The 19,832-nt window shown below is 71.6% G+C and carries 17 protein-coding genes; 12 read left to right on the top strand and 5 right to left on the bottom strand.

Going from position 1 to position 19,832, the window contains the following annotated elements:
• The first annotated feature begins 142 nt into the window (after positions 1 to 142).
• Positions 143 to 550 (top strand): VOC family protein, encoded by a 408-nt coding sequence (locus AN215_RS11325; protein ID WP_070009004.1) that lies wholly within the window; start codon positions 143 to 145, stop codon positions 548 to 550.
• 174 nt (positions 551 to 724) lie between these two features.
• Here the strand turns inward: AN215_RS11325 and AN215_RS11320 are convergent, their stop codons facing one another.
• Entirely contained in the window at positions 725 to 2,245 is a 1,521-nt protein-coding gene (locus AN215_RS11320) for an FG-GAP-like repeat-containing protein (RefSeq protein ID WP_070009003.1), read from the bottom strand.
• A gap of 226 nt (positions 2,246 to 2,471) precedes the next feature.
• On the opposite strand from AN215_RS11320, the gene AN215_RS11315 reads away from it, so the two are divergent.
• From AN215_RS11315 to AN215_RS11305, 3 genes are all read left to right on the top strand, one after another.
• Entirely contained in the window at positions 2,472 to 4,046 is a 1,575-nt protein-coding gene (locus tag AN215_RS11315) for an MFS transporter (RefSeq protein ID WP_070009002.1), read from the top strand.
• A gap of 103 nt (positions 4,047 to 4,149) precedes the next feature.
• Entirely contained in the window at positions 4,150 to 4,764 is a 615-nt protein-coding gene (locus AN215_RS11310; RefSeq protein WP_070009486.1) for a VOC family protein, read from the top strand.
• A 113-nt stretch (positions 4,765 to 4,877) separates the two neighbouring features.
• Positions 4,878 to 5,546: a class I SAM-dependent methyltransferase gene (locus AN215_RS11305; RefSeq protein WP_070009485.1), complete on the top strand. Its 669-nt coding sequence runs from the start codon at positions 4,878 to 4,880 to the stop codon at positions 5,544 to 5,546.
• Between the two features lie 201 nt (positions 5,547 to 5,747).
• Here the strand turns inward: AN215_RS11305 and AN215_RS11300 are convergent, their stop codons facing one another.
• Positions 5,748 to 7,808 carry a phosphocholine-specific phospholipase C gene (locus AN215_RS11300; RefSeq protein ID WP_070009001.1) on the bottom strand — a complete coding sequence of 687 codons (2,061 nt, stop codon included), beginning with the start codon at positions 7,806 to 7,808 and terminating at the stop codon, positions 5,748 to 5,750.
• A 205-nt stretch (positions 7,809 to 8,013) separates the two neighbouring features.
• On the opposite strand from AN215_RS11300, the gene AN215_RS11295 reads away from it, so the two are divergent.
• The 6 genes from AN215_RS11295 to AN215_RS11275 all read left to right on the top strand — a co-directional run bounded on the left by AN215_RS11295 (position 8,014) and on the right by AN215_RS11275 (position 14,605).
• Positions 8,014 to 8,388 carry an MmcQ/YjbR family DNA-binding protein gene (locus AN215_RS11295; RefSeq protein WP_070009000.1) on the top strand — a complete coding sequence of 125 codons (375 nt, stop codon included), beginning with the start codon at positions 8,014 to 8,016 and terminating at the stop codon, positions 8,386 to 8,388.
• Positions 8,389 to 8,894: 506 nt separating this feature from the next.
• Positions 8,895 to 9,851, top strand: coding sequence for an IS481 family transposase (locus AN215_RS11290; protein ID WP_070008999.1), 957 nt, complete (start codon positions 8,895 to 8,897; stop codon positions 9,849 to 9,851).
• Positions 9,852 to 9,912: 61 nt separating this feature from the next.
• Positions 9,913 to 10,065, top strand: coding sequence for a VOC family protein (locus AN215_RS29815; RefSeq protein ID WP_171904162.1), 153 nt, complete (start codon positions 9,913 to 9,915; stop codon positions 10,063 to 10,065).
• A gap of 136 nt (positions 10,066 to 10,201) precedes the next feature.
• A complete protein-coding gene (locus tag AN215_RS11285) occupies positions 10,202 to 12,478 on the top strand; it encodes a phosphoinositide-specific phospholipase C-related protein (RefSeq protein WP_245694394.1) in 2,277 nt (758 codons plus the stop codon).
• A 109-nt stretch (positions 12,479 to 12,587) separates the two neighbouring features.
• On the top strand, positions 12,588 to 13,340 hold the full coding sequence (locus AN215_RS11280; protein WP_070008998.1) for an alpha/beta fold hydrolase: 753 nt from the start codon (positions 12,588 to 12,590) through the stop codon (positions 13,338 to 13,340).
• Positions 13,340 to 14,605: a cytochrome P450 gene (locus AN215_RS11275; protein WP_070008997.1), complete on the top strand. Its 1,266-nt coding sequence runs from the start codon at positions 13,340 to 13,342 to the stop codon at positions 14,603 to 14,605. Before AN215_RS11280 ends, AN215_RS11275 begins: the two co-directional genes overlap by 1 nt.
• Here AN215_RS11275 and AN215_RS11270 read toward each other — a convergent pair.
• Positions 14,568 to 15,566: a dihydrodipicolinate synthase family protein gene (locus AN215_RS11270; protein WP_079122896.1), complete on the bottom strand. Its 999-nt coding sequence runs from the start codon at positions 15,564 to 15,566 to the stop codon at positions 14,568 to 14,570. The genes AN215_RS11275 and AN215_RS11270 overlap by 38 nt on opposite strands.
• A 72-nt stretch (positions 15,567 to 15,638) precedes the next feature.
• Here AN215_RS11270 and AN215_RS11265 point away from each other — a divergent pair, with 72 nt between their 5' ends.
• On the top strand, positions 15,639 to 16,547 hold the full coding sequence (locus AN215_RS11265) for a LysR family transcriptional regulator (RefSeq protein WP_070009483.1): 909 nt from the start codon (positions 15,639 to 15,641) through the stop codon (positions 16,545 to 16,547).
• A gap of 54 nt (positions 16,548 to 16,601) precedes the next feature.
• On the opposite strand, the gene AN215_RS11260 is transcribed toward AN215_RS11265, so the two are convergent.
• Positions 16,602 to 17,036: a VOC family protein gene (locus AN215_RS11260; protein WP_070008996.1), complete on the bottom strand. Its 435-nt coding sequence runs from the start codon at positions 17,034 to 17,036 to the stop codon at positions 16,602 to 16,604.
• A gap of 253 nt (positions 17,037 to 17,289) precedes the next feature.
• Between AN215_RS11260 and AN215_RS30640 the strand changes: the two genes are divergently transcribed.
• Positions 17,290 to 18,789: an FG-GAP-like repeat-containing protein gene (locus tag AN215_RS30640; protein WP_070009482.1), complete on the top strand. Its 1,500-nt coding sequence runs from the start codon at positions 17,290 to 17,292 to the stop codon at positions 18,787 to 18,789.
• A 179-nt stretch (positions 18,790 to 18,968) separates the two neighbouring features.
• Here AN215_RS30640 and AN215_RS11250 read toward each other — a convergent pair whose 3' ends face one another.
• Positions 18,969 to 19,700: an SDR family NAD(P)-dependent oxidoreductase gene (locus tag AN215_RS11250; RefSeq protein ID WP_070008995.1), complete on the bottom strand. Its 732-nt coding sequence runs from the start codon at positions 19,698 to 19,700 to the stop codon at positions 18,969 to 18,971.
• Positions 19,701 to 19,832 lie beyond the last annotated feature (132 nt).

The following is a 19,832-nucleotide window of genomic DNA, read 5'->3' as shown; positions in this document are numbered from 1 at the left end:
CTTCCGCCGGCGGGAGCGGCGGCGTGACCCGCGGCACCGGCCGTCCCGCGGCCGGAGATTGACGGTGACGGCCGGGTGCCGTTGTCAGTGGTCCGGGCTAATGTACGGAATCCACTGTTTGCTCCGATTCAGGAGGTTTCTCATGACCTCGCGTCTCAACCCGTACATCAGCTTCGGCGGCGACGCCCGGCAGGCGATGGAGTTCTACAAGGAGGTCTTCGGCGGCACACTGGCGCTGCACACCTACGGCGAGTTCGGCCAGGGCGGCGCACCCGAGGCCGACAAGATCATGCACGGCATGCTGGAGACGCCGCGCGGCTTCGCCCTGATGGGCGCCGACGCCCCGCCGGGGACGGAGCACACCCCGGGCAACAACTTCTCGGTGAGCCTCAGCGGCGACGACGAGGCCGAACTGCGCGGCTACTGGGAGAAGTTGTCCGCCGGCGGCTCCGTGGACGTGCCCTTGGAGAAGCAGATGTGGGGCGATCTGTTCGGCATGTGCACGGACCGTTTCGGCATCGCCTGGATGGTCAACATCGGCGAGGAGTAGGGCTTTCGCTTTCCGGCCCGTCGCGGGCAACTGCGGCCTGTCACCCGGGACTTCGCGTCGGAACACGGGTGACAGGCGCCGGATCCGCCCGCTGCGCCCGGGAGTCACCGCCGGGACGCCGACGCGGCTGACCTGGCCGGGCGGGTGCGGCCGCACCCGCCCGGAGGTGGTGCGTCAGCGCAGGAAGCCGCCGAAGCGCGCTCCGGTCACAGGACCCCCGACGTCGCCGGGGCCGAAGGCCGCCGCGCCGTCCGTCGTCAGACCGTCGCCGGTCCCGCGCAGCGACCACACGGCTCCGGCGGAGGCGTTCTCCTTCGTGGAGGAGACGTTCACGTCGCGGTGACCGTCGCCGTCGACGTCCTTCAGGGCGCACGCCGCCCCGAACTCGTCGCCCGTCTCGGCCACTCCGGGCACGCCCGCCGTGTTCTGGTGCACGACCTGGCTGCCGGTGCCGGTGACGCCGGAGGAGCTGCCGTGCAGCAGCGCGACAGAGCCGGCGTCGTCCAGCCCGCCGAAGTCCTCCCCGCTGATGCCGACGGCGACCTCCGCGTGACCGTCGCCGGTGACGTCGGCGACCGAGATGCAGGAGCCGACGCGGTCTCCGTCCTCCTGAGCGCCGGGGAACCCGGGCATGCTCTGGTCGAAGGACTGGCTGCGGTCGGCGGACGGACCGGACGCCGAGCCGAAGACGACGGTGACCTTCTGGTTCAGGCCGGCACCGAGCACGACGTCGCCGAATCCGTCGCCGTCCACGTCGCCGATGTCGCCGGCGCCCTCGTCGCCGACGGAGCCGAAGTCGCCCACGGTGCCCGTCGTCTTGAATCCGGCCTCACCACCGAGCAGTACGTGGTTGCCCCACACCCCGTCGCCCTCGTACTGCCAGATCGCGATGTCCTGGCGCTTGTCGCCGTTGACGTCGCCGACCGCCTTGGCCTTGACGGGCCCGCTGACCGAGGACGGGCCGTCGACGCACGAGTCGTCCTCCGCGCAGCCGGGTCCGTCGTCGCCGTAGCCCCACCACTCGGACTTGTCCATGAAGTCGAGCCGCTCGGCGGGCGAACCGTCACGGGAGACCGGTCCCTTGAGCAGTGCGGCCGGCTGCGTCACGGGGTCGTCGCCCCCCACCTCGGCGTCGCCGAGCAGCGCCAGGTCGGCCTTGCCGTCGCCGTCGAAGTCGCCGGCCTGCGGCGTCCGTCCGTACTCGCCGAGCGCGGTGCCCTTGGACGGACCGGACGGCGAGCCCCAGAGGATCACGCTGCCGGAGGGCGCGTCGGCGGAACCGACGACGAGGTCGCCGTAGCCGTCGCCGTCCAGGTCGCCTGTGCTGAAGGTCTTGCCGAACTGCTGCCCGGCGGCGGCCGATCCGGGCACGCCGCTCGTCGAACGGCTCAGCAGCGTCCTGCTCGACGGGTCGATTCCGTCCGCCGATCCGTACGTCACCGTCACGTACCCCGCCTGCGCCTTGCCGGAGACCTTGCCGCCCGGGGCGCCGGAGACCAGGTCCGCGTGGCCGTCGCCGTTGAGGTCCTCAGCGGGGGCCGCGGTCCCCGCCGGCGCCGCGTGCGCTTCGCCCGCCGCGAGCGACCAGGCGGTCAGGCCGCCCGCCGCCAGCAGTGCGGCGGCCAGCGGCACAGCGGCACGCGCGGCCCGCCCTCCCCGGGCACTGCGGACATCGGGGCGTCTCAAGGGTGTCATCGCGAATTCCTTTTTTTGTCCAGACCATTCGCATCAGAAGACACACCTGACTCCCAGTTGGTTGCACCCCCCGGCCGCGTGCGACGTACGGCGGCTTGTCACAACGAGTACGGCCGCCGCTCAAGTGGCGCGGTGAGGCGTGCGAGGGGACGGTTGACACACGAAGCGGGACGATCGGCAGACACGAAGCACACAGCGTCACGCGGGTCCGGAGGAGAACAGCGCCATGCCCGGGAACCTCAGCAACTCGGGGCGGTTCGACGGCAACGATCCCGAGGCCGTGAAGCGGCACCAGGCGCTGTTCCGGGCGATCCGGCGGCGGCGGCACCCGGCATGGCGGCGCAGCGACATCACCGTGACCGACGAGCGTTCGGTCAGGCGAGCCGTGCGGGCGGCGGCCCTCGGCAACGCCATGGAGTGGTACGACTTCGGCGTCTACGCCTACCTGGCCGTCACCATCGGCGACGTCTTCTTCTCCGGACTCAGCGGAGGCGCACGCACGCTCGCCTCCCTCGGCACGTTCGCGTTGACCTTCGCGGTCCGGCCGTTCGGCGGCCTCTTCTTCGGGCCGCTGGGCGACCGTATCGGCCGGAGGAAGGTCCTCGCGGCGACGATCATCCTGATGGCCTCGGCGACCTTCTGCGTCGGCCTCATCCCGAGCTACGGCACCATCGGCGTCCTCGCGCCGGTCCTGCTGATCTTCTTCCGGCTGCTGCAGGGCTTCTCCACCGGCGGCGAGTACGGCGGGGCCTCGACCTTCATCGCCGAGTACGCGTCCGACCGGAAGCGCGGATTCTTCGGGAGCTTCCTGGAGCTGGGCACCCTCGTCGGATACGCGTGCGCGGCCTCCATCGCCGCGGTCCTGCAGGTCACCCTGAGCGAGGGCGACCTCGTCTCCTGGGGGTGGCGCATCCCGTTCCTGCTCGGCGGCCCGCTCGGCGTCGTCGGCCTCTACCTGCGGCTGAAACTGGACGAGACGCCCGCGTACCGGCGGCTGGCGAGCGAGACCGGGGGGATGACTCAGGACGGGGAGGCGCCGGGCGGTTCCCCCGCTGCGCAGCCGCACCTTCCCGAGCACAGTCACAAGAAGGAACTGGTGACGATCTTCAAGGACCAGTGGCGCGTACTGATGCTGTGCATCGTGCTCGTCGCCGCGTACAACGTGACCGACTACATGCTGCTGTCCTACATGCCCACCTATCTCACCGACACCCTCGACTACCCGGCGAGCCACGGCACCTTCATTCTCGTGGGAACCATGGTGCTGATGATCTGTGTGATCAACCATGTGGGCCGGCTCAACGACCGGTACGGACGCAAGCCCCTGCTGATGACCGGCATGCTGGGCTTCGTCGTCCTCACCGTGCCGGCCTTCCTGCTGCTGAGGCAGGGCAGCCTCCCGGCGGTGATCTGCGGCATGCTGATGCTGGGCTTCTCGCTGGTGTGCCTGCTGGGCACGATGTCGGCCACGCTGCCCGCGCTCTTCTCCACCGACGTGCGCTACGGCTCGCTCGCCATCGGCTACAACGTCTCCGTCGCGGTCTTCGGCGGCACCACACCCCTGGTCATGGACGGACTGGTGACGCTCACGCACAACGACCTGATGCCCGCCTTCTACACGACGCTCTTCGCGGTCGTGGGCGTGGTGGCCGTACTGGTCATGAAGGAGACCGCGCGGCAGCCGCTGAAGGGTTCGCCTCCGTCGGTGGCGTCGGCGGCGGAGGCGAAGGAGCTGGCCCGCCAGTCACAGGGCGCCGGCCGGTCGCGCCAGTCACAGGGCGCCGGCCGGTCCGCGCTCTGAGGTCGTTTCGGCCCGCGCGCCGAGGTCCTTGCCCGCGCGGGCCCGGAGAGACCGGTCAGGAATCGAGAAGCGCCTGGCCTGGCCCGAAATTAGCGTGATCACCATGACAGCCATCCCATCGGTCACCCTCGAGGTCGCCGACCCCGCAGCCGAAGAACGTTTCTACTCCGCCGCCTTCGGTCTGGGCCCCGAGGTGCGACTGCGTGCCCCGCAGGCACCGACGAGCGGCTTCCGCGCCTTCACGCTGACGCTCTCGGTGTCCCAGCCGTCCACCGTGGCCGGCTTCATCGACTCCGCGCTCGACGCGGGCGCCGCTCCGCTGAAGCCGGCGGCGAAGTCGCTCTGGGGCTACGGCGGAGTCGTACGGGCCCCGGACGGGACGGTCTGGCAGGTCGCAACCTCGTCGAAGAAGGACACCGGCCCTGCCACCAGGGAGATCGACGAGATCGTGCTCCTGCTGGGAGTCGCGGACGTGGCCGCGAGCAAGCGGTTCTACGCGGACCACGGCCTCACCGTGACGAAGAGCTTCGGCCGCAAGTACGTCGAGTTCGCCGACCCTTCCAGTCCCGTGAAGCTGGCGCTCTACGGGCGCCGTGCCCTGGCCAAGGTCGCCGGAGTGTCTCCCGAAGGCACCGGGTCGCACCGGCTCGTGATCAACAGCGATGCCGGGCCCTTCACCGACCCTGACGGGTTCGAGTGGGAGGCCGCGTCGCACTGAGCCGTGCACCGGGCACACCCGCGGCCTCCGCCGCCCGTCCGGGCTAGCGTGGGGGCGTGACGCTGTTCATCTCCCCCGGGGGACCGGGGCTCGCGGAGCTGGTCCGGCAGGCGATGTCGTCCACGCGGCGCGGCTACGACCTGCTCGCGCCGAAGTTCGACAGCAGCCCGTTCCGGACCCCGGACGGGATGCTGGACGCCACCGCCCGCGCGCTGCGCCCGCTCGGCCCGTTCGAGGCGGGCCTCGATCTGTGCTGCGGCACCGGCGCGGGCGTCGAGCGGGTGCTGCGGCGGGTGTGCGACGGGCCCGTCACCGGGGTCGACTTCAGCGAGGGCATGCTCGCCGAGGCCCGGCGCGCGGTGCCCGGCGCGGAGTGGGTGCGCGCCGACGCCCGCGCGCTGCCGGTCCGCGACGCCTTCGATCTGGCGGTCAGCTTCGGGGCGTTCGGGCACTTCCTGCCGCATGAGCGGCCCGCGCTGTTCGCGCAGGTCCACGACGCACTGCGCCCCGGCGGCCTGTTCGCCTTCCCCGTCGCGGCGCCACCCCGCGTCGGGTCGCGGCCGTACTGGACGCTGTGGGGGTTCGACGCCGCGATGCGGGTGCGCAACGCCCTCTGGCACCCCCGATTCGTCATGTACTACCGCAGGTTCCGCCTCCCCGAGGTGCGCCGCGACCTGGCCGCCGCCGGCTTCACGGTCACGACCCTCGCCCTGGAGAGCCTCGGCCGCCGGCCGGACGGCAGCCCCCGCTGCCGCCTGGTCCTGGCCCGCCGTCGGGCCTGACGCCTTCGCCGGGTCTGACCCGGGACCGACCCCGCCGCCCGGCCGGGCCCGTCGGCGCACTCCGTCCGCACCCTCCACGTGGTCGCCGAGGGCACACGGCGCGGCCTGAGCCCCGCGACCCTGCCGCGCGTCGACGCCTGGCCGTGAACGCCCGCGCACCGCGGCGGCGTTCACGGCCAGGCCCGGCTCGGGCCCGTCGGCTCAGGCCGTCTTCGTCGCAGGGTCGCTGACGCCCGGCGCGCCCGTCTCCACGTGGCCCGCGAGCCGGCGCCGCCACGACTGGTCCGTGTCGGAGGACACGGACAGGTCGTACCAGTGCCTGCTCGCCCGCAGGCTCACCCTCTGCACCCTTCGGCCGCCGGCGCGCACGGTCCAGGTCTCCTTCGAACCGTCGTACGCGTTCGTCACCGTGAGAGCGCAGTCGGCGTCACCGCGGTTCGTCATGGTCAGCTCGATGTCGCCGCTCGCCGGCAGATGGCGGCCGGTCACCTCGGGGCCCGCGGTGCCGCCGGGCCCGGTGAAGGCGCACACGAACCCGTTGGGACCGTGGACCGACAGGTCGTAGACCCCGTCCGAGTGCGCCGTGTTCCAGGTGCCGGAGAGCTCCTTGCCCGCTTCGGCGGTGTACGTCCAGGGCCCGTCCGTACGGTTCCCCGACGTGACCAGGAAGCAGGCACCCGCCGCCTCGCCGCCGCTGAAGGTGAGCGTGAACCTGCCCTCCGCGGGCCCGGCCGCCCCGTCCACGCGCGGCGCGTACCGCAGCGGGCGCGTGGGCCGCGAACCGGCCTCCTGCACGGGCAGCGAGGGGCTGGCGGGCGGCTCCGGCACGTAGTCCTCGTGCCGCTCCTTGTCCGGGGGCTCGTAGGCGCCGGTGTCCGGGAGCGAGGCGGGCTCGGTGTCCTTGAGGCCGAAGTCGAACGCCGAGGTGAGGTCACCGCAGATCGCGCGCCGCCAGGGCGAGATGTTCGGCTCCCGTACGCCGAAGCGGCGCTCCATGAAGCGGAGGATGGAGGTGTGGTCGAGGACCTCCGAGCAGACGTAACCACCCGTGCTCCAGGGGGAGACGACGAGCATGGGCACGCGCTGGCCCAGTCCGTACGGGCCGGGGGCGTAGCCGGCGACGCCGCCGCGGTACCGGTCGGGCTCGGTCTCGACCGTGGAGGCGCCCTGGGCGGCGGAGTCCGGGGGGAACGGCGGTACGACGTGGTCGAAGTAGCCGTCGTTCTCGTCGTAGGTGATGAAGAGTGCCGTCCGGCTCCATACCTCCGGGTCGGAGGTGAGGGCGTCCAGGACCTGGGAGACGTACCAGGCGCCGTAGTTCGCGGGGAAGTTCGGGTGTTCCGAGAAGGCCTCCGGCGCGGCTATCCAGGAGATCTGCGGAAGTCTGCCGGACTGCACGTCGGCCTTGAGCACGTCGAAGTAGCCGTCGCCCTTCTTGGCGTCTGTGCCGGTGCGGGCCTTGTCGTAGAGGGCGTCGCCGGGCTCGGCGCCGCGGTAACTGTTGAACCAGAGCAGCGAGTTGTCGCCGTAGTTGCCGCGGTAGGCGTCGTCGATCCAGCCCCAGGAGCCCTCTTCGTCCAGGCCGTCGCCGATGTCCTGGTAGACCTTCCAGGAGATCCCGGCCCGCTCCAGGCGCTCGGGGTAGGTCGTCCAGCCGTATCCGGCTTCCTCGTTGCCGAGGACGGGGCCGCCGCCCGTGCCGTCGTTGCCCGTGTAGCCCGTCCACATGTAGAAGCGGTTCGGGTCCGTGGCCCCGATCATCGAGCAGTGGTAGGCGTCGCAGATGGTGAAGGAATCCGCGAGCGCGTAGTGGAACGGGATGTCCTCCCGCGTCAGATACGCCATCGTCCCGGTGCCCTTGGCGGGGATCCACTGGTCGTACTTGCCGCCGTGCCAGGCACGTTGGCCGCCCGCCCAGTCGTGGTTGAGGCCGGCTATGAACTGCATGCCGAGGTTCTCGGCGTCAGGGTGGTAGGGCAGCACGTCCTTGGTGCCGTCCGACTGGTGCCAGACCGTCCTGTTCCCGGTCGGTGCCGAGGGGCGGGGGTCGCCGAATCCGCGTACGCCCCTGAGGGAGCCGAAGTAGTGGTCGAAGGAACGGTTCTCCTGCATCAGCACGACGATGTGCTCGACGTCCTCGATCGTGCCCGAGCGGCGCGCCGCGGGGATCGCGGCGGCGCGCTCGATGCTGCTCGACAGGGCGGCGAAACCCGCGGTGGCGCCCGCGATCTGGAGGAAGCGGCGCCGATTGAGTCCTGGCATGGGGCTGTTGACCTCGCGAAGTGTGGGGAGTGTGCGCGAGAAGTCTTTCAAGAAGAGCGGGGTGCATGAGGGGTGCCCGGGTGAACAGCCGTCAAAGTGAGGAAGGGTGCGGCGCTCCTCCCGGCTCGCCCGGGCTGGTCCGGCGCCGGCCCGCTGCTGCTCCGGTGCCGCTCCGGTCGCTGCCTGCTCGCCATAGGTTGGTGCCATGCTCGACTCAGAGGACGTCCGCCGTATCGCGCTGTCATTCCCGGAGACGGTGGAGAAGGAGGCATGGCAGATGCCCACGTTCCGCGTCGCCGGCAAGATGTTCATCACGGTCCCCGACGACGAGACGTCGTTCGCCGTGCGCTGCCCCAGGCACGAGCGGACCGAACTGATCGCGGCGGAGCCGGAGAAGTTCTGGGTTCCGCCCCACGAGGCAGGCACCCCGTGGGTGCGCGTGCGTCTCGCCGCTCTCGACGACATCGACGAACTGCGCGACATCCTTGCCGATTCCTGGAGGCAGGCCGCTCCGGCCCGTCTGCTGGACGCCTTCCCCGGCCCCGGCCCGGGTTCCGACGAGGGGCCCGGCACGCGCTGAGCACCGGCGCTCCCGGTACGCGCGTCCCCCCGGCGATGACAAAGCGGTACGCGCCGGGTCTGCAGATGTGTGAACGCACAGCCGGGTGAACGGAGAGTTCAGCATGACCTTCTCGCACGTGCTCGCAGTCGCTCCCGTCCGTGACATCGAGGCCGCCGTCAGCTGGTATCAACTGCTCATGGGCAGGGGGCCGGACACCAGGCCGATGCCCGGGCTGGCCGACTGGCACGTCGCACCCAGGCCCTGTCCGGCGGATCTTCTCGGGCCCGCGACGACAGCCACGGCACCTCGCTGCGTTGTCGGAGTCGCCCGAGTACGCCCAGTACGAGGACGATCCTCCGCCTTGCGATGCACCGCATCTGACGCCGCAGGCTTGTCCTCAAAGATCCACCGGACAGGTCCTAGCTGTATTGATCATGAGCGTTGTTAACTCTGGGGTCTTGATCAATAGCGAAGACCTCCGCTGTGGTGGAGCTGTCTAAGGACTGCACCGCAGGGAGGTCTTCGTGTCCCACCGTAATGCCCGTCTGACTGTTCATGGCAGGCGGCTGCTGGTCGATCGTGTCCGTTCCGGCTGTCCCGTCGCTCATGTTGCGGGTGCGATGGGGATCTCCCGGGTCACCGCCCACAAGTGGGTCCGCCGCTGGCGCCGGGAGGGCGAAGCAGGGCTGCACGACCGCTCCAGCCGACCGCACACCACGCCGCGTCGCACCCCGGCCGCAGACGAGGCCCGGGTGTGCGAACTGCGCCGGATCCGCAAGCTGGGACCGGCCAGGATCGGGCCGATCCTGGGCCTGCCCGCCTCGACCGTTCACCGGATACTGACGCGGCATGGTCTGCACCGGCTGGCCTGGATGGACCGACCCACTGGAACCGTGATCCGACGCTACGAACGCGCGGCTCCCGGCGAGTTGGTACACGTCGATGTCAAGAAGCTCGGACGTATCCCCGATGGCGGCGGCTGGCGTGTCCACGGCCGGGCCGAGAGCCGGCTCACCAAGACCGGTGTCGGCTTCGATTACATCCACTCCGCCGTCGATGACCACAGCCGCCTGGCCTACAGCGAGGTCCACACCGATGAGAAGGCAGCCACATGCGCCGGCTTCCTCTACCGAGCGGCCGCCCACTTTGCCCACCACGGCATCCGCCGCATCGAGCGGGTGCTGACCGACAACGCCTGGTCCTACCGCAAGAGCAGCTTGTTCCAGCAGGCTCTGACCGATCTCGGCGCGACGGGCAAGCGCACCCGCGCCTACCGGCCACAGACCAACGGCAAGGTCGAGCGCTTCAACCGCACCCTTCTCGATGAATGGGCCTACCAACAGCCCTACGCCAGCAACGCAGAGCGCACAGCCGCACTGGACAGCTTCCTGCACACCTACAACCACCACCGATGCCACACAGCACTCGGAGGCCAGCCACCAATCAGCCGTGTGAACAACGCATCAGGTCAATACACCTAGCGGCTGGGTCCAGGTCTTCGAATCCCCCGAGCACGCGGGGTCGACGCTGCTGAACCTGGTGGTGGCGGACCTGGACGAGACCATCGCGGAGCTCGCGGAGCGGGGCATCCAGGCCGGTGACGTCCAACAGGGCGGTCAGAAGGCCCGGTTCGCGGCTGTGCACGACCCCGACGGCAACCGCGTCACCCTGCTGGAGAGCCCCGTGACGTCGTAAGGGGGACGCCGGGGCGGCCGGACGCGCTGTCGCGTGCGGAAGCCGCATGAGTGCCGCCCGATTCGGGAAAGCAGCCAGGCCGGGCCCCTTCACCAGGGGCCTCCCGACGCCGAACCGGAGAGCTGGAGGGCGGACGATGGCCGCGCCATGCGCCGTGCGCGGGACCCCCCTGCGTCCGTTCCTGCGCCGTGCCCGTCCCGCGGCGTGGCGGCACGCACGCTGGGTCGGGCCCGTACGTGTGCTGGCGTGCCTCGTCGCGGTCGTGTGCGTGACGGCTCTCGTCGGCGCCGCGACACTGCGCGCGACGGTCCTGGAGCGCGGGTACTACCAGGCCGTGCTGGACGACGAGCGGGCGTACGACCGGCTGTACGACGAGGTCCTGGTCGACCCGCGCTCCCGTCCCGTCACCAGGAGCCTGCTGTCCCGGCTGCCCGTCCCGGAAACCGTGGTGACGGCCAACCTGAAGACCGTGCTGCCCCCGACCACGGTCCGGCAGCTGACGGGCGAGCAGATCGCCGCCCTGACCGGCTACTTCCGCGGTGACTCCCGCTCCCTGGGGGTGTCGGTGAACCTGCGGCCGGTCCTCGCCAACGTCGGCGAGCTCGCGCAGGTGTACCTGGGCGGTCTGGCCTCCGGTGAGCGGGCCTCGCCCGAGGCGAAGGTCTCGGCGGTGCTCGCCCGCGTGGACGAGGCCCTCGACAGGGTCGCGGCGGGCCGTGAGCCGGCCGGCCTGCCCGAGGTGGAGCTCAGCGACCGGGCCGTGGATACGGTCACCTCCGCGTTGCTGTCCGGCGTACCCGCGAACGAGCGGGCATCGCTGCGGCCGCAGGTCGAAGGGGCCCTCGCAGCGGGCGACACGGGCACCGCCCTCGCCGCCGTCGGGCCGCATCTGCCCGGCACCAAGGCCGGCAGCGGCGAGGAGAGAAGCCGGCGGGACCTGCTGCGGATGGCCGACGGCGGACGCTGGAACGCCGTACACGACCTGAGAGGCGCGGGCGTGGACACCGGCGCGCTGGAGTCGGCGCGCGCTGTCACCCGCCTCATGCAGGGCCCGGCGCAGACGCTCGCCGTCGCCGTCGGGCTTCTCGCCCTCGTCTTCCTCTGGGTGTCCGGACCGCCGGGGCGCCGGACGCGCGGGCTGCGTACGGCCGGCTGGATCCTCGCCGTGGGCGGCGCTCTGCCGGCCGTCGCGTTCTGGGCGGTACGTCACAGGGCCGGCGACCTGCTGTGGCAGGCTCCCGCGTCGTGGCCGCCGTCACTGGCCGGCCTGGCGGAGGACCTGCAGCGCAACGCCCTCGCCGCCCTCGGCACCGCGGGCCTCTCCGCCGCCGCCGTGCCGCTCGCCGCGGGCGCGCTGCTGGTGACCGCGGCCGCCGTACGGGAACGGCACCGGGCCGTGCGCACCGCTCTGCGGGCGCTGAACCGGCGTACGCGCACACGCCTGGTGGGCGGGACCTCCGCTGCCGTCGCGGCCGCGGTCGTGTTCGGCGTGGTGCTCGCCCCCACCGCCGCCGGTGAGCCGGAGCGGGCCCACTGCAACGGATCGGCTCAGCTGTGCGACCTCCGCTACGACGAGGCGGCATACCTGACCACGCACAACTCGATGTCCTCCACCGCGGACAGGTTCATCAGTCCGCTCCAGGACGGCGACATCACGACCCAACTGGACGACGGCGCCCGCGCGCTGCTCGTCGACACCCACACCTGGGAACCCTCCGACCGGATCGCCGAGCGGCTGAAGGTGTCCGACTTCGCCCCCGGCATGCAGCGGAAGGTCGCGGAAGTCATCGACAAGGCCGGCCCTGCCCGGCCGGGCCTGTGGCTGTGCCACGCGGCCTGCCGCGCCGGCGCGCTTCCACTCGTCGAGACGCTGCGTGAGATCCGCGTCTGGCTCCAGCAGCACCCGGAGGAGGTCGTCACGCTGGTCGTCCAGAACGGCATCACCGGCGAGCAGACGGCCTCCGCCTTCCGCAAGGCGGGTCTGCAGGACCTGCTGTTCACGCCCGACCGCGACCCGGAGTCCCCCTGGCCGACGCTGGGGGAGATGGTCGCCGGCAACAAGCGGCTGGTCGTCTTCTCGGAAGGGTCGGGGGGACCGGCCGGCTGGTACCGCGGCTTCTACCGGTACGGAATGGAGACCCCGTACGACTTCCCCGACCCCGGCAGCATGAGCTGCGCACCCAACCGCGGCGGCACCGGCAAACGGCTCTTCCTGCTCAACCACTTCATCACCGACGCGGGCGGCAGCCGCCTCGACGCCGGCGAGGTCAACGCGAAGAGCTTCGTGCTGGACCGGGCCCGCCGCTGCGGGGCGGAACGCGGCCGGCCCGTCAATTTCGTGGCCGTCGACTTCGCCAACCTCGGCGACGCCCGTGGCGCCGTGGACGAGATGAACGCCGCCCGCGCCCGCTGACAACAGCGCAGCGGCAGTCTGCCGTTTCGCGAAGGATGCCCTGTTCCTCTGCCACGGTCCGTGGTCCTAAGCTCGCCGCGCCCACCAACTCTGCTGCGAGGGACGGAACATGGACTTTCAGCGTGTCGGCACAGGAGCGCACACCGTGCTGGTTCTGCACGGCTGGTTCGGCTCGTCGCGGTCGTGGCAGGCCGTGCTGCCGCACCTCGACCAGGAGACGTTCAGCTATGTGTTCCTGGACTGCCGCGGCTACGGGGCCCGTCGGGGCGAGACGGGGCGGTTCTCGGTCGCCGAGGCGGCGGACGACGTGCTGACGGCCGCGGACGAACTGGGTGCGGAGCGCTTCTCGTTGCTCGGGCACTCGATGGGCGGATCCGTCATGCAACGGGTGTACGCCGACGCTCCCGAGCGCGTACGGGCACTCGTCGGTGTGTCACCGGTGCCCGCCGGCGGCGTGCCGTTCGACGAGCAGAGCTGGCAGCTGTTCTCCAGCGCCGCCGACAGTCCCGGCAGCCGCCGCGCGATCATCGACTTCACCACCGGAAACCGGCTCACCGGAACCTGGCTGGACGCCATGGTGCGCCATTCGCTGGACAACTCGGACCGTGACGCGTTCGCCGCCTGGCTTCCTGCCTGGGCCCGCACCGACTTCCACACCGAGATCCAGGGCCGTGACGTGCCGATCCAGGTGATCGCCGGACGGCACGACCCGGCGCTGGGCCCCGAGACCATGGAGGCGACGTTCGGAGCCTGGTACCCGAACCTGGAGCTGGAGATCTTCCCCGACGCGGGGCACTACGCGATGGATGAGTCCCCGGTGGCCCTCACCAGCAGCGTCGAGCGCTTCCTGCGGAGGCACTGATGGCCGCGGCCCCCGCAGGCATCCCCGACGTGTTCGACCCCCGCGTGTTCGCGCGCGGCATTCCCCACGACGGGTTCCGCCGGCTGCGCGACGAGGCGCCGGTCTGCCGGCAGGACGAGCGCGAAGTGCTCGACTGGCCCGCCGGACCCGGATACTGGGCCGTCACCCGCTACCAGGACGTCCGCGCCGTGCTGCGCGATCCCGCCGTGTACTCGTCCTGGCTGGGCGCCACGCAGATCCGCGATCCCGCCCCGGAAGACCTCGACTTCATCCGGCGCATGATCCTCAACATGGATCCGCCCGAGCACAGCCGGATACGACGGCTGGCCGCCGCCGTGTTCACCCGACGGCGCCTGGAGCGCTTCACCGCACAGATCACCGCACGTGCCACCGCCCTGCTGGACGCCGTTGCCGGGCGCGGCAGTTGGGACCTTCCTCCCGAGGTCACCGACGAATTCCCCCTCGCCAACCTCGCCGAACTCCTCGGCGTCCCCGCCGCCGACCGGGGCCTGCTGCTGAAGTGGACCAACCGGGTCATCGGCTACCAGGACCCCGAACACGCAGAGGTCGTGCGCGACTCCGACGGACGGCCCGTCAACCCGCGTTCACCCGCGATGCTGCGCGACATGTTCGACTACGCCCACGAGCTGGCCCGGCACAAGCGCAGCCACCCCGCGGACGACCTGATTACGGCCCTGGCCACCGCCACCCTCGACGACGGGCGCCCCCTGACCGGCGAAGAGCTCGCGATGTTCTTCTTCCTCGTCGTGATCGCCGGCAACGACACCGTGCGCAGCGCCCTGCCCGGCGGAGTCCTGGCCCTCCTCGAACACCCCGACGCCTACCGGCGGTTGCGCGACGACCCCGGCCTCGTGCCCGACGCCGTGGAGGAGATGCTGCGCTGGCACCCGCCGGTGCTCAGCTTCCGCCGCACCGCCACCCGGGACACCGAACTGGCCGGGCAGCGGATCGGCGAGGGGGACAAGGTCGTGGTCTACCACGCCTCCGCCCACTTCGACGAGCGCGTCTTCCCCGATCCGTACCGTTTCGACATCACCCGCACGCCCAACGACCACCTGGCCTTCGGTCAGGGCCCGCACATGTGCCTCGGCGCGCACTTCGGGCGTCTGCAGATGCGGATCTTCTTCACCGGGTTCCTCACCCGCCTCCCGGAGCTCGAACTCGACGGTCCGCCGGTCCGCCTGGTCTCCAACTTCATCAACGGCATCACGCATCTCCCGGTGCGCCGGCTGCGCCGGCCATAGGTGGCGGCTCCTGCGGGCACTGTCCTTGCGCAGGGCCGTACCGCGGGGGCTCCGGCGGCACCTCGCAGGCCCGGTAGCCGCATTCCTTGAGGGCCTCCTCCACCGAGTCCCGCCCGGCGGGCAGCAGCGGCAGCCGTACGTCCGCCGTGGGGATGCGGCCCTGGGCGTGCAACACCCCTTTGATCACGGTGGGGTTGGGCTCGGCGAAGGCTGCGGCCGACAACCGGGCCAGAGCATGCCCGAGCGGTCGGGCCGCTGCGGCGTCGCCCGTGCGCCAGGCCGCGGCGAGCTCCACGAACCGGCCCGTGGCCAGCTGAGCCGACGCGATGATGCCGCCGGCCGCGCCGAGTGCCAGCATCGGGGAGAGAAACAGGTCGTCGCCGGCCAGCACCGAGAACTTCGGCGGCGGACTGCCCAGGAGGTCGACGGCGGCCTGGTCGATCGCGCCTGTCGCGTACTTGACTCCGCTGATCCCGCTCAGGCTGCCCAGCGACCGCAGCGTGGCCGCTCCGAGCTGCTGCCCGGTGCGGTACGGAATGTGGTAGATCACCAGCGGAACGGGGCTCGTCGCCGCCAACTGCGTGAAGTGCGCCCGGACTCCGGCCTCCGACGGCCGGGTGAAGTAGGGCACCGGCACCAGCGCGGCCGTCGCCTCCGGCCACCGGCTCAGCCCGGCCAGGGCGAGAGCGCTGCTCCGGGTGTCGTTGCTCCCGGCCCCGATCAGCAGGGGCACCTGGCGCTCCCTGCAGACCCGGGCACACACGTCGACGACCGCGGCCTTCTCCCCGGCGTCGAGTGCGGCCGCCTCGCCCGTCGAACCGAGCGCGACGATCCCGTCGGCACCCGCGTCCAGCACGTCGCGGGCAAGCTCCTCGAGGGCCTCCGTCGCGATCCGCCCATCGGCGGTGAACGGGGTGACGAGCGGCACGTGGATCCCCCGCAGGGATGTGTCCTGGGTCATGCTCACGAGAGTGGCAACGGGTCGTGAAGCAGGTCCAGTTCGCCTTTCTTGGTCTGAGCGTAAGCTGTGCTGATGCTCGACGTCCGCCGGCTGCGCCTGCTGCGCGAACTCTCCCTGCGCGGCACCATCGTCGCCGTCGCCGACGCCCTCGCGTTCACCCCGTCGGCGGTCTCTCAACAGCTCAGCGCGCTCGAACGCGAGGCGGGCATCGCCCTGTTGGAGCGCACCGGACGCCGGGTCGTCCTCACCCCCGCGGGTCTGAATCTGGTCGAGCACGCCGAAGCGGTGCTCGCGCGCCTCGAACAGGCGACGGCGGAACTGGCCGACGCCCGCCAAGGACTGGCAGGCCCGCTGCGGATCGGTACCTTTCCGACAGCCGCCCGGGCGATCGTCCCGGCCGCGCTGACGACCCTCGCAGCCCACCACCCGGGCCTGGAGCCGATGGTCTCGGAAATCGACCCGGCGGGGGTCGCCCATGCCCTGCGGGCGGGCGAACTGGACGTCGCCCTCGTCCATGACTACGACTTCGTCCCGTCTCCCGCAGAACCGGGCCTGGCGAGCGAACCCCTCTGCGCCGAGTACCTCTGTCTCGCGGCGCTCTCGCCGGAGACCGCAGAGACGACCGAGGGCGCGTCGATCAGCCGCTGGAGGGACGCTCCCTGGATCACGGCGACACCGGGCACTCTCTGCCACGCGATGACGCTCCGGGCCTGCCAAGCCGCCGGCTTCACACCACGTGTCCGCCATCAAGTCGACGAATTCGCCACCGTGTTGGCCCTGGTCGCGGCCGGACAGGGCGTCGCCCTGGTGCCCCAGCTCGGCGTGGCGGAACCGGTGCCGGGAGTGACGCTCACCCGCCTGCCGGTCCACCGGCGCACCAGGATCGCCTTCCGCCGCGGCGCCGACGGGCACCCGGCCGTCGCTGCGATCACGGCAGCCCTGCGCACGGCCGTCCCCGAGGAGTTGCGCCCCGGGCCCTGACGGTCGTGCCGGGCACGGCGGACCGGGCAGGCTACGAGGGCACGTACGCGATGCTCAGTCGAGGCAGAACTCGTTGCCCTCGATGTCCTGCATCAGCATGCACGACTCGTCGAAGCCGTCGGCGACCAGCAGTCGTTCGCGTACCGCGCCGAGCGCGACCAGGCGTGCGCACTCGGCCTCGAGTGCGGCCAGGCGCTCCTCACCCACGAGCCCGGTGCCGACCCGTACGTCGAGATGCAGCCGGTTCTTGACGGCCTTGCCTTCGGGCACGCGCTGGAAGAACAGTCGCGGGCCCACACCTGTGGGATCGACGCATGCGAAGGCGGCGCCCTGACGCTCGGGCGGCAGCGAGCGGTCGAACTCGTCCCAGGTGGCAAACCCTTCCGGTGGCGGTGGCACGACGTACCCCAGCACCTCGCACCAGAAACGAGCGACGCGCTCAGGTTCTGCGCAGTCGAAGGTGATTTGGACCTGCTTGACGGACGCCATCGGTCCACCATAGAGGCGCGCGCCCGGCGGTCGCAGCGCGTCGGGGCCGCTGGCGCCGGCCACCAACCGTGACCGGAGAAAGGACCGTTCGCCGGACTCGGCGGCCTCTCCGTCTCCGGGACGGCCGATTCCTGGGCGGCGGCGCCCCCCCCGCCGATCCGGCGCCGAATTCCGGTGAACTCCTTACAACCAGCTCTGCCCCTGGACGGTCACACCAGACAACCCGTACCCCGTCGACCGAGTGGGGGCCTCCGTGCCACGCAGCCGCCGCATCCTGACGTACGCCATCGCAGCCGCCGTCGCGGCCACCACCGGGTTCGTGCTCCCGTCCGGCGCCACCGCTGCCGCCGCTGCCACCCCCACCGCCACCGCCGCCGCACCCCGTGCCACCACGAGCGACTTCAACGGCGACGGCTACGCGGACCTCGCCGTCGGCGTCCCGGACGGGACCGTCGGCGGCCGGGCCAAGGCCGGGTACGTGAACGTCGTCCGGGGCGGCCCGAAGGGTGTCGGCGCCCACGGAAGCATCCGTGTCACCCAGGCCACTCCCGAGGTTCCCGGCACCCCGGAGGCGGGCGACCGCTTCGGCGCATCCGTGGCTCTGACGGACCTCAACGGCGACGGCATCGCGGAACTCCTCGCCGGTGCCCCCGGCGAGGACGTCACCGACCGCGGTGCCGACGCGGGCATGGTCACCGTCGTAGGCGGCTCGAAGGACGGGCCGGGACCGGGGTCGACGGTCCTCACCGGGCCGTCGCCGTCGGCCGCGTACGGCAAATCGGTCGTGGCGGCCGAGATGACCGGCGACGACAACAAGGAGATCGTGATCGGCGGTACGGACAAGGTCGTCGCCCGTGTCATCGAGGGCGAGGACAGCATGGTCACCACCGTCGTCGCCGACCCCATGGGCGGCCGCGCCCCCGCCCTGGCCACCGGCGACTTCGACGGCGACGGCACGGCGGACCTGGCCGTGGCGTACTGGACCTCCGGCGTCCCCAGCACGCAGTCCCACGTGCGCCTTTGGAAGTGGGACGCCGACCGGTCGGAGATGGCCAACTTCTGGAACACGGACAACGCCGGCGTGACCGCCCTGGCCGCCGGCGACTTCGACGGCGACGGCCACGACGACCTGGCGCTCGGCGAATGCCGTGAGATCGCCGACGAGAACATCGACGACCCGTGCGGCCCCGAAGAGCTGGCCGAAGGGGGCGCCGTCCACACCCATTACGGAAGCTCTGCGGGCGGCTCGTTCGGCAGCCGCGCGCAGACCCTCAACCAGGACACGGCGGGCGTCCCGGGAGTGGCCGAGGACGGGGACCGCTTCGGCGCCGCCCTCGCCGTGGCCGACGTCAACCGCGACGGCCGCGACGACCTGATCGCGGGTGCTCCCGGTGAGGCCATCGGAAGCAGAGCGGGGGCGGGCGCCGCCTGGCTGCTCCGCGGTGGCGCTCAGGGTCTGCTCGACGCCGACAACGCTGCCGCATCCGTCACTTGGAACCAGGACACGGCGGGCGTCCCGGGCGTCGCCGAGGCGGGAGACACCTTCGGCGCGGCGGTCGCCTCGGGTGACGGCAACGCCGACGGCGTACCGGACGTCACGGTCGGATCCCCTGGCGAGAACGCCTCCCTGGGCGCCGTGTGGAGACTCCCCGGCGGCTCGGCCGGCGGCTCGGCGGCCTTCTCACCCCGCACGCTCGGCCTTCCGTACCCGTCCACGGCGCACAAGTACGGCAACCCGCTGAACAGCCGCTGAGCCGCCGCCGAGCAGCAGCTGAGTGAGACGTACGGACCGCTGTGCCCGTCCCCCATACGTCGGCCCGCCCGCCGGGGCCGAATCTCCCTGGTCTGCGCAGCGAACAAGCCCCCGGGCCGCCAGGCCCGGGGCATTGTGCTGGAGCAGCACCGTCCGACCGGCGACGTCGGAGCGTACGTTCAGTCGATGACCGCGCCGCCGGTGACGTTGAGTTCGGTGGCGGTCATGGTCGCGGCACGGTCGGAGGCGAGGAAGGCCGCGGCATAAGCGACCTCATCGAGGCGTGGCCGGCGGTGCAGCAGGGTCCCGGTCGCCTCCGGGTCATCCTCGGGCGGAGTGGTTGGACCGGGCGAGCCGGGGGACAGCAGCCAGGCGGACCGGATCCCGTGCGGGCCGAGTTCGGCGGCGAGTTGGCGGCACAGGCCGGCGAGCGCGGACCAGGCGATGTGGGAGCCGCCGAGGCGGGGGATGGCTTCCCGGCCACCTCCCATCGCCAGGATCACCCCGGTGCGGCGGGGGATCATGTGGCGGGCCACGGCGGTGGCCAGGGTCAGGTGGGTGGTGACTGCCTTGGTGACGGGCCTCAGCACGTCTTCGTCCGCCATGTCGACCAGGTCGGTGCCGTGCAGATCCTCGTTGGAGGTGGCGTTGAAGGCGACGTCGATGCCTCCGGAGTGCTGAGCCACGGCCTCGGCGTGCCGCTCGACTGCGGCCCGGTCGGTCGCGTCGAGCGCGGCGACATCGGCGCGCCCCCCGGATCGGGCGATCGTGCCGGCAAGTTCGTCCAGCGGTGCCCGGGTGCGTCCGGCCAGGTGGAGTGCGGCGCCTTCGCGGGCGAAGACGCGGGCGACCGCGGATCCGATCGTTCCCGCGCCGCCGTAGACGACGGCGGTCTTGTTCTCCAGCAGCATGAAGGTCCCTTGGGCAGTCGTGGACGCAACCGTGATCGTTTCGGAAGGCGGCAAGGTCGTGCCGCAGGCACGGATGGACGCTCCTGCCGCGGGCAACGCCTTCCCACCTACGAAGTCGGACCGTGAGCGACC

The organism is Streptomyces abyssalis (genome assembly GCF_001751365.1).
Lineage (GTDB): Bacteria > Actinomycetota > Actinomycetes > Streptomycetales > Streptomycetaceae > Streptomyces > Streptomyces abyssalis.
Note: the sequence above shows the minus strand (reverse complement) of the source record. Positions and strands in the feature narration are given on the sequence as shown.

Excerpts from the sequence above, each read along its gene's own strand:
- AN215_RS11325 (WP_070009004.1), top strand. The coding sequence starts at position 143 with ATGACCTCGCGTCTCAACCCGTACATCAGCTTCGGCGGCGACGCCCGG.
- AN215_RS11320 (WP_070009003.1), bottom strand. The coding sequence starts at position 2,245 with ATGACACCCTTGAGACGCCCCGATGTCCGCAGTGCCCGGGGAGGGCGG.
- AN215_RS11315 (WP_070009002.1), top strand. The coding sequence starts at position 2,472 with ATGCCCGGGAACCTCAGCAACTCGGGGCGGTTCGACGGCAACGATCCC.
- AN215_RS11310 (WP_070009486.1), top strand. The coding sequence starts at position 4,150 with ATGACAGCCATCCCATCGGTCACCCTCGAGGTCGCCGACCCCGCAGCC.
- AN215_RS11305 (WP_070009485.1), top strand. The coding sequence starts at position 4,878 with ATGTCGTCCACGCGGCGCGGCTACGACCTGCTCGCGCCGAAGTTCGAC.
- AN215_RS11300 (WP_070009001.1), bottom strand. The coding sequence starts at position 7,808 with ATGCCAGGACTCAATCGGCGCCGCTTCCTCCAGATCGCGGGCGCCACC.
- AN215_RS11295 (WP_070009000.1), top strand. The coding sequence starts at position 8,014 with ATGCTCGACTCAGAGGACGTCCGCCGTATCGCGCTGTCATTCCCGGAG.
- AN215_RS11285 (WP_245694394.1), top strand. The coding sequence starts at position 10,202 with ATGGCCGCGCCATGCGCCGTGCGCGGGACCCCCCTGCGTCCGTTCCTG.
- AN215_RS11280 (WP_070008998.1), top strand. The coding sequence starts at position 12,588 with ATGGACTTTCAGCGTGTCGGCACAGGAGCGCACACCGTGCTGGTTCTG.
- AN215_RS11275 (WP_070008997.1), top strand. The coding sequence starts at position 13,340 with ATGGCCGCGGCCCCCGCAGGCATCCCCGACGTGTTCGACCCCCGCGTG.
- AN215_RS11270 (WP_079122896.1), bottom strand. The coding sequence starts at position 15,566 with ATGACCCAGGACACATCCCTGCGGGGGATCCACGTGCCGCTCGTCACC.
- AN215_RS11265 (WP_070009483.1), top strand. The coding sequence starts at position 15,639 with ATGCTCGACGTCCGCCGGCTGCGCCTGCTGCGCGAACTCTCCCTGCGC.
- AN215_RS11260 (WP_070008996.1), bottom strand. The coding sequence starts at position 17,036 with ATGGCGTCCGTCAAGCAGGTCCAAATCACCTTCGACTGCGCAGAACCT.
- AN215_RS11250 (WP_070008995.1), bottom strand. The coding sequence starts at position 19,700 with ATGCTGCTGGAGAACAAGACCGCCGTCGTCTACGGCGGCGCGGGAACG.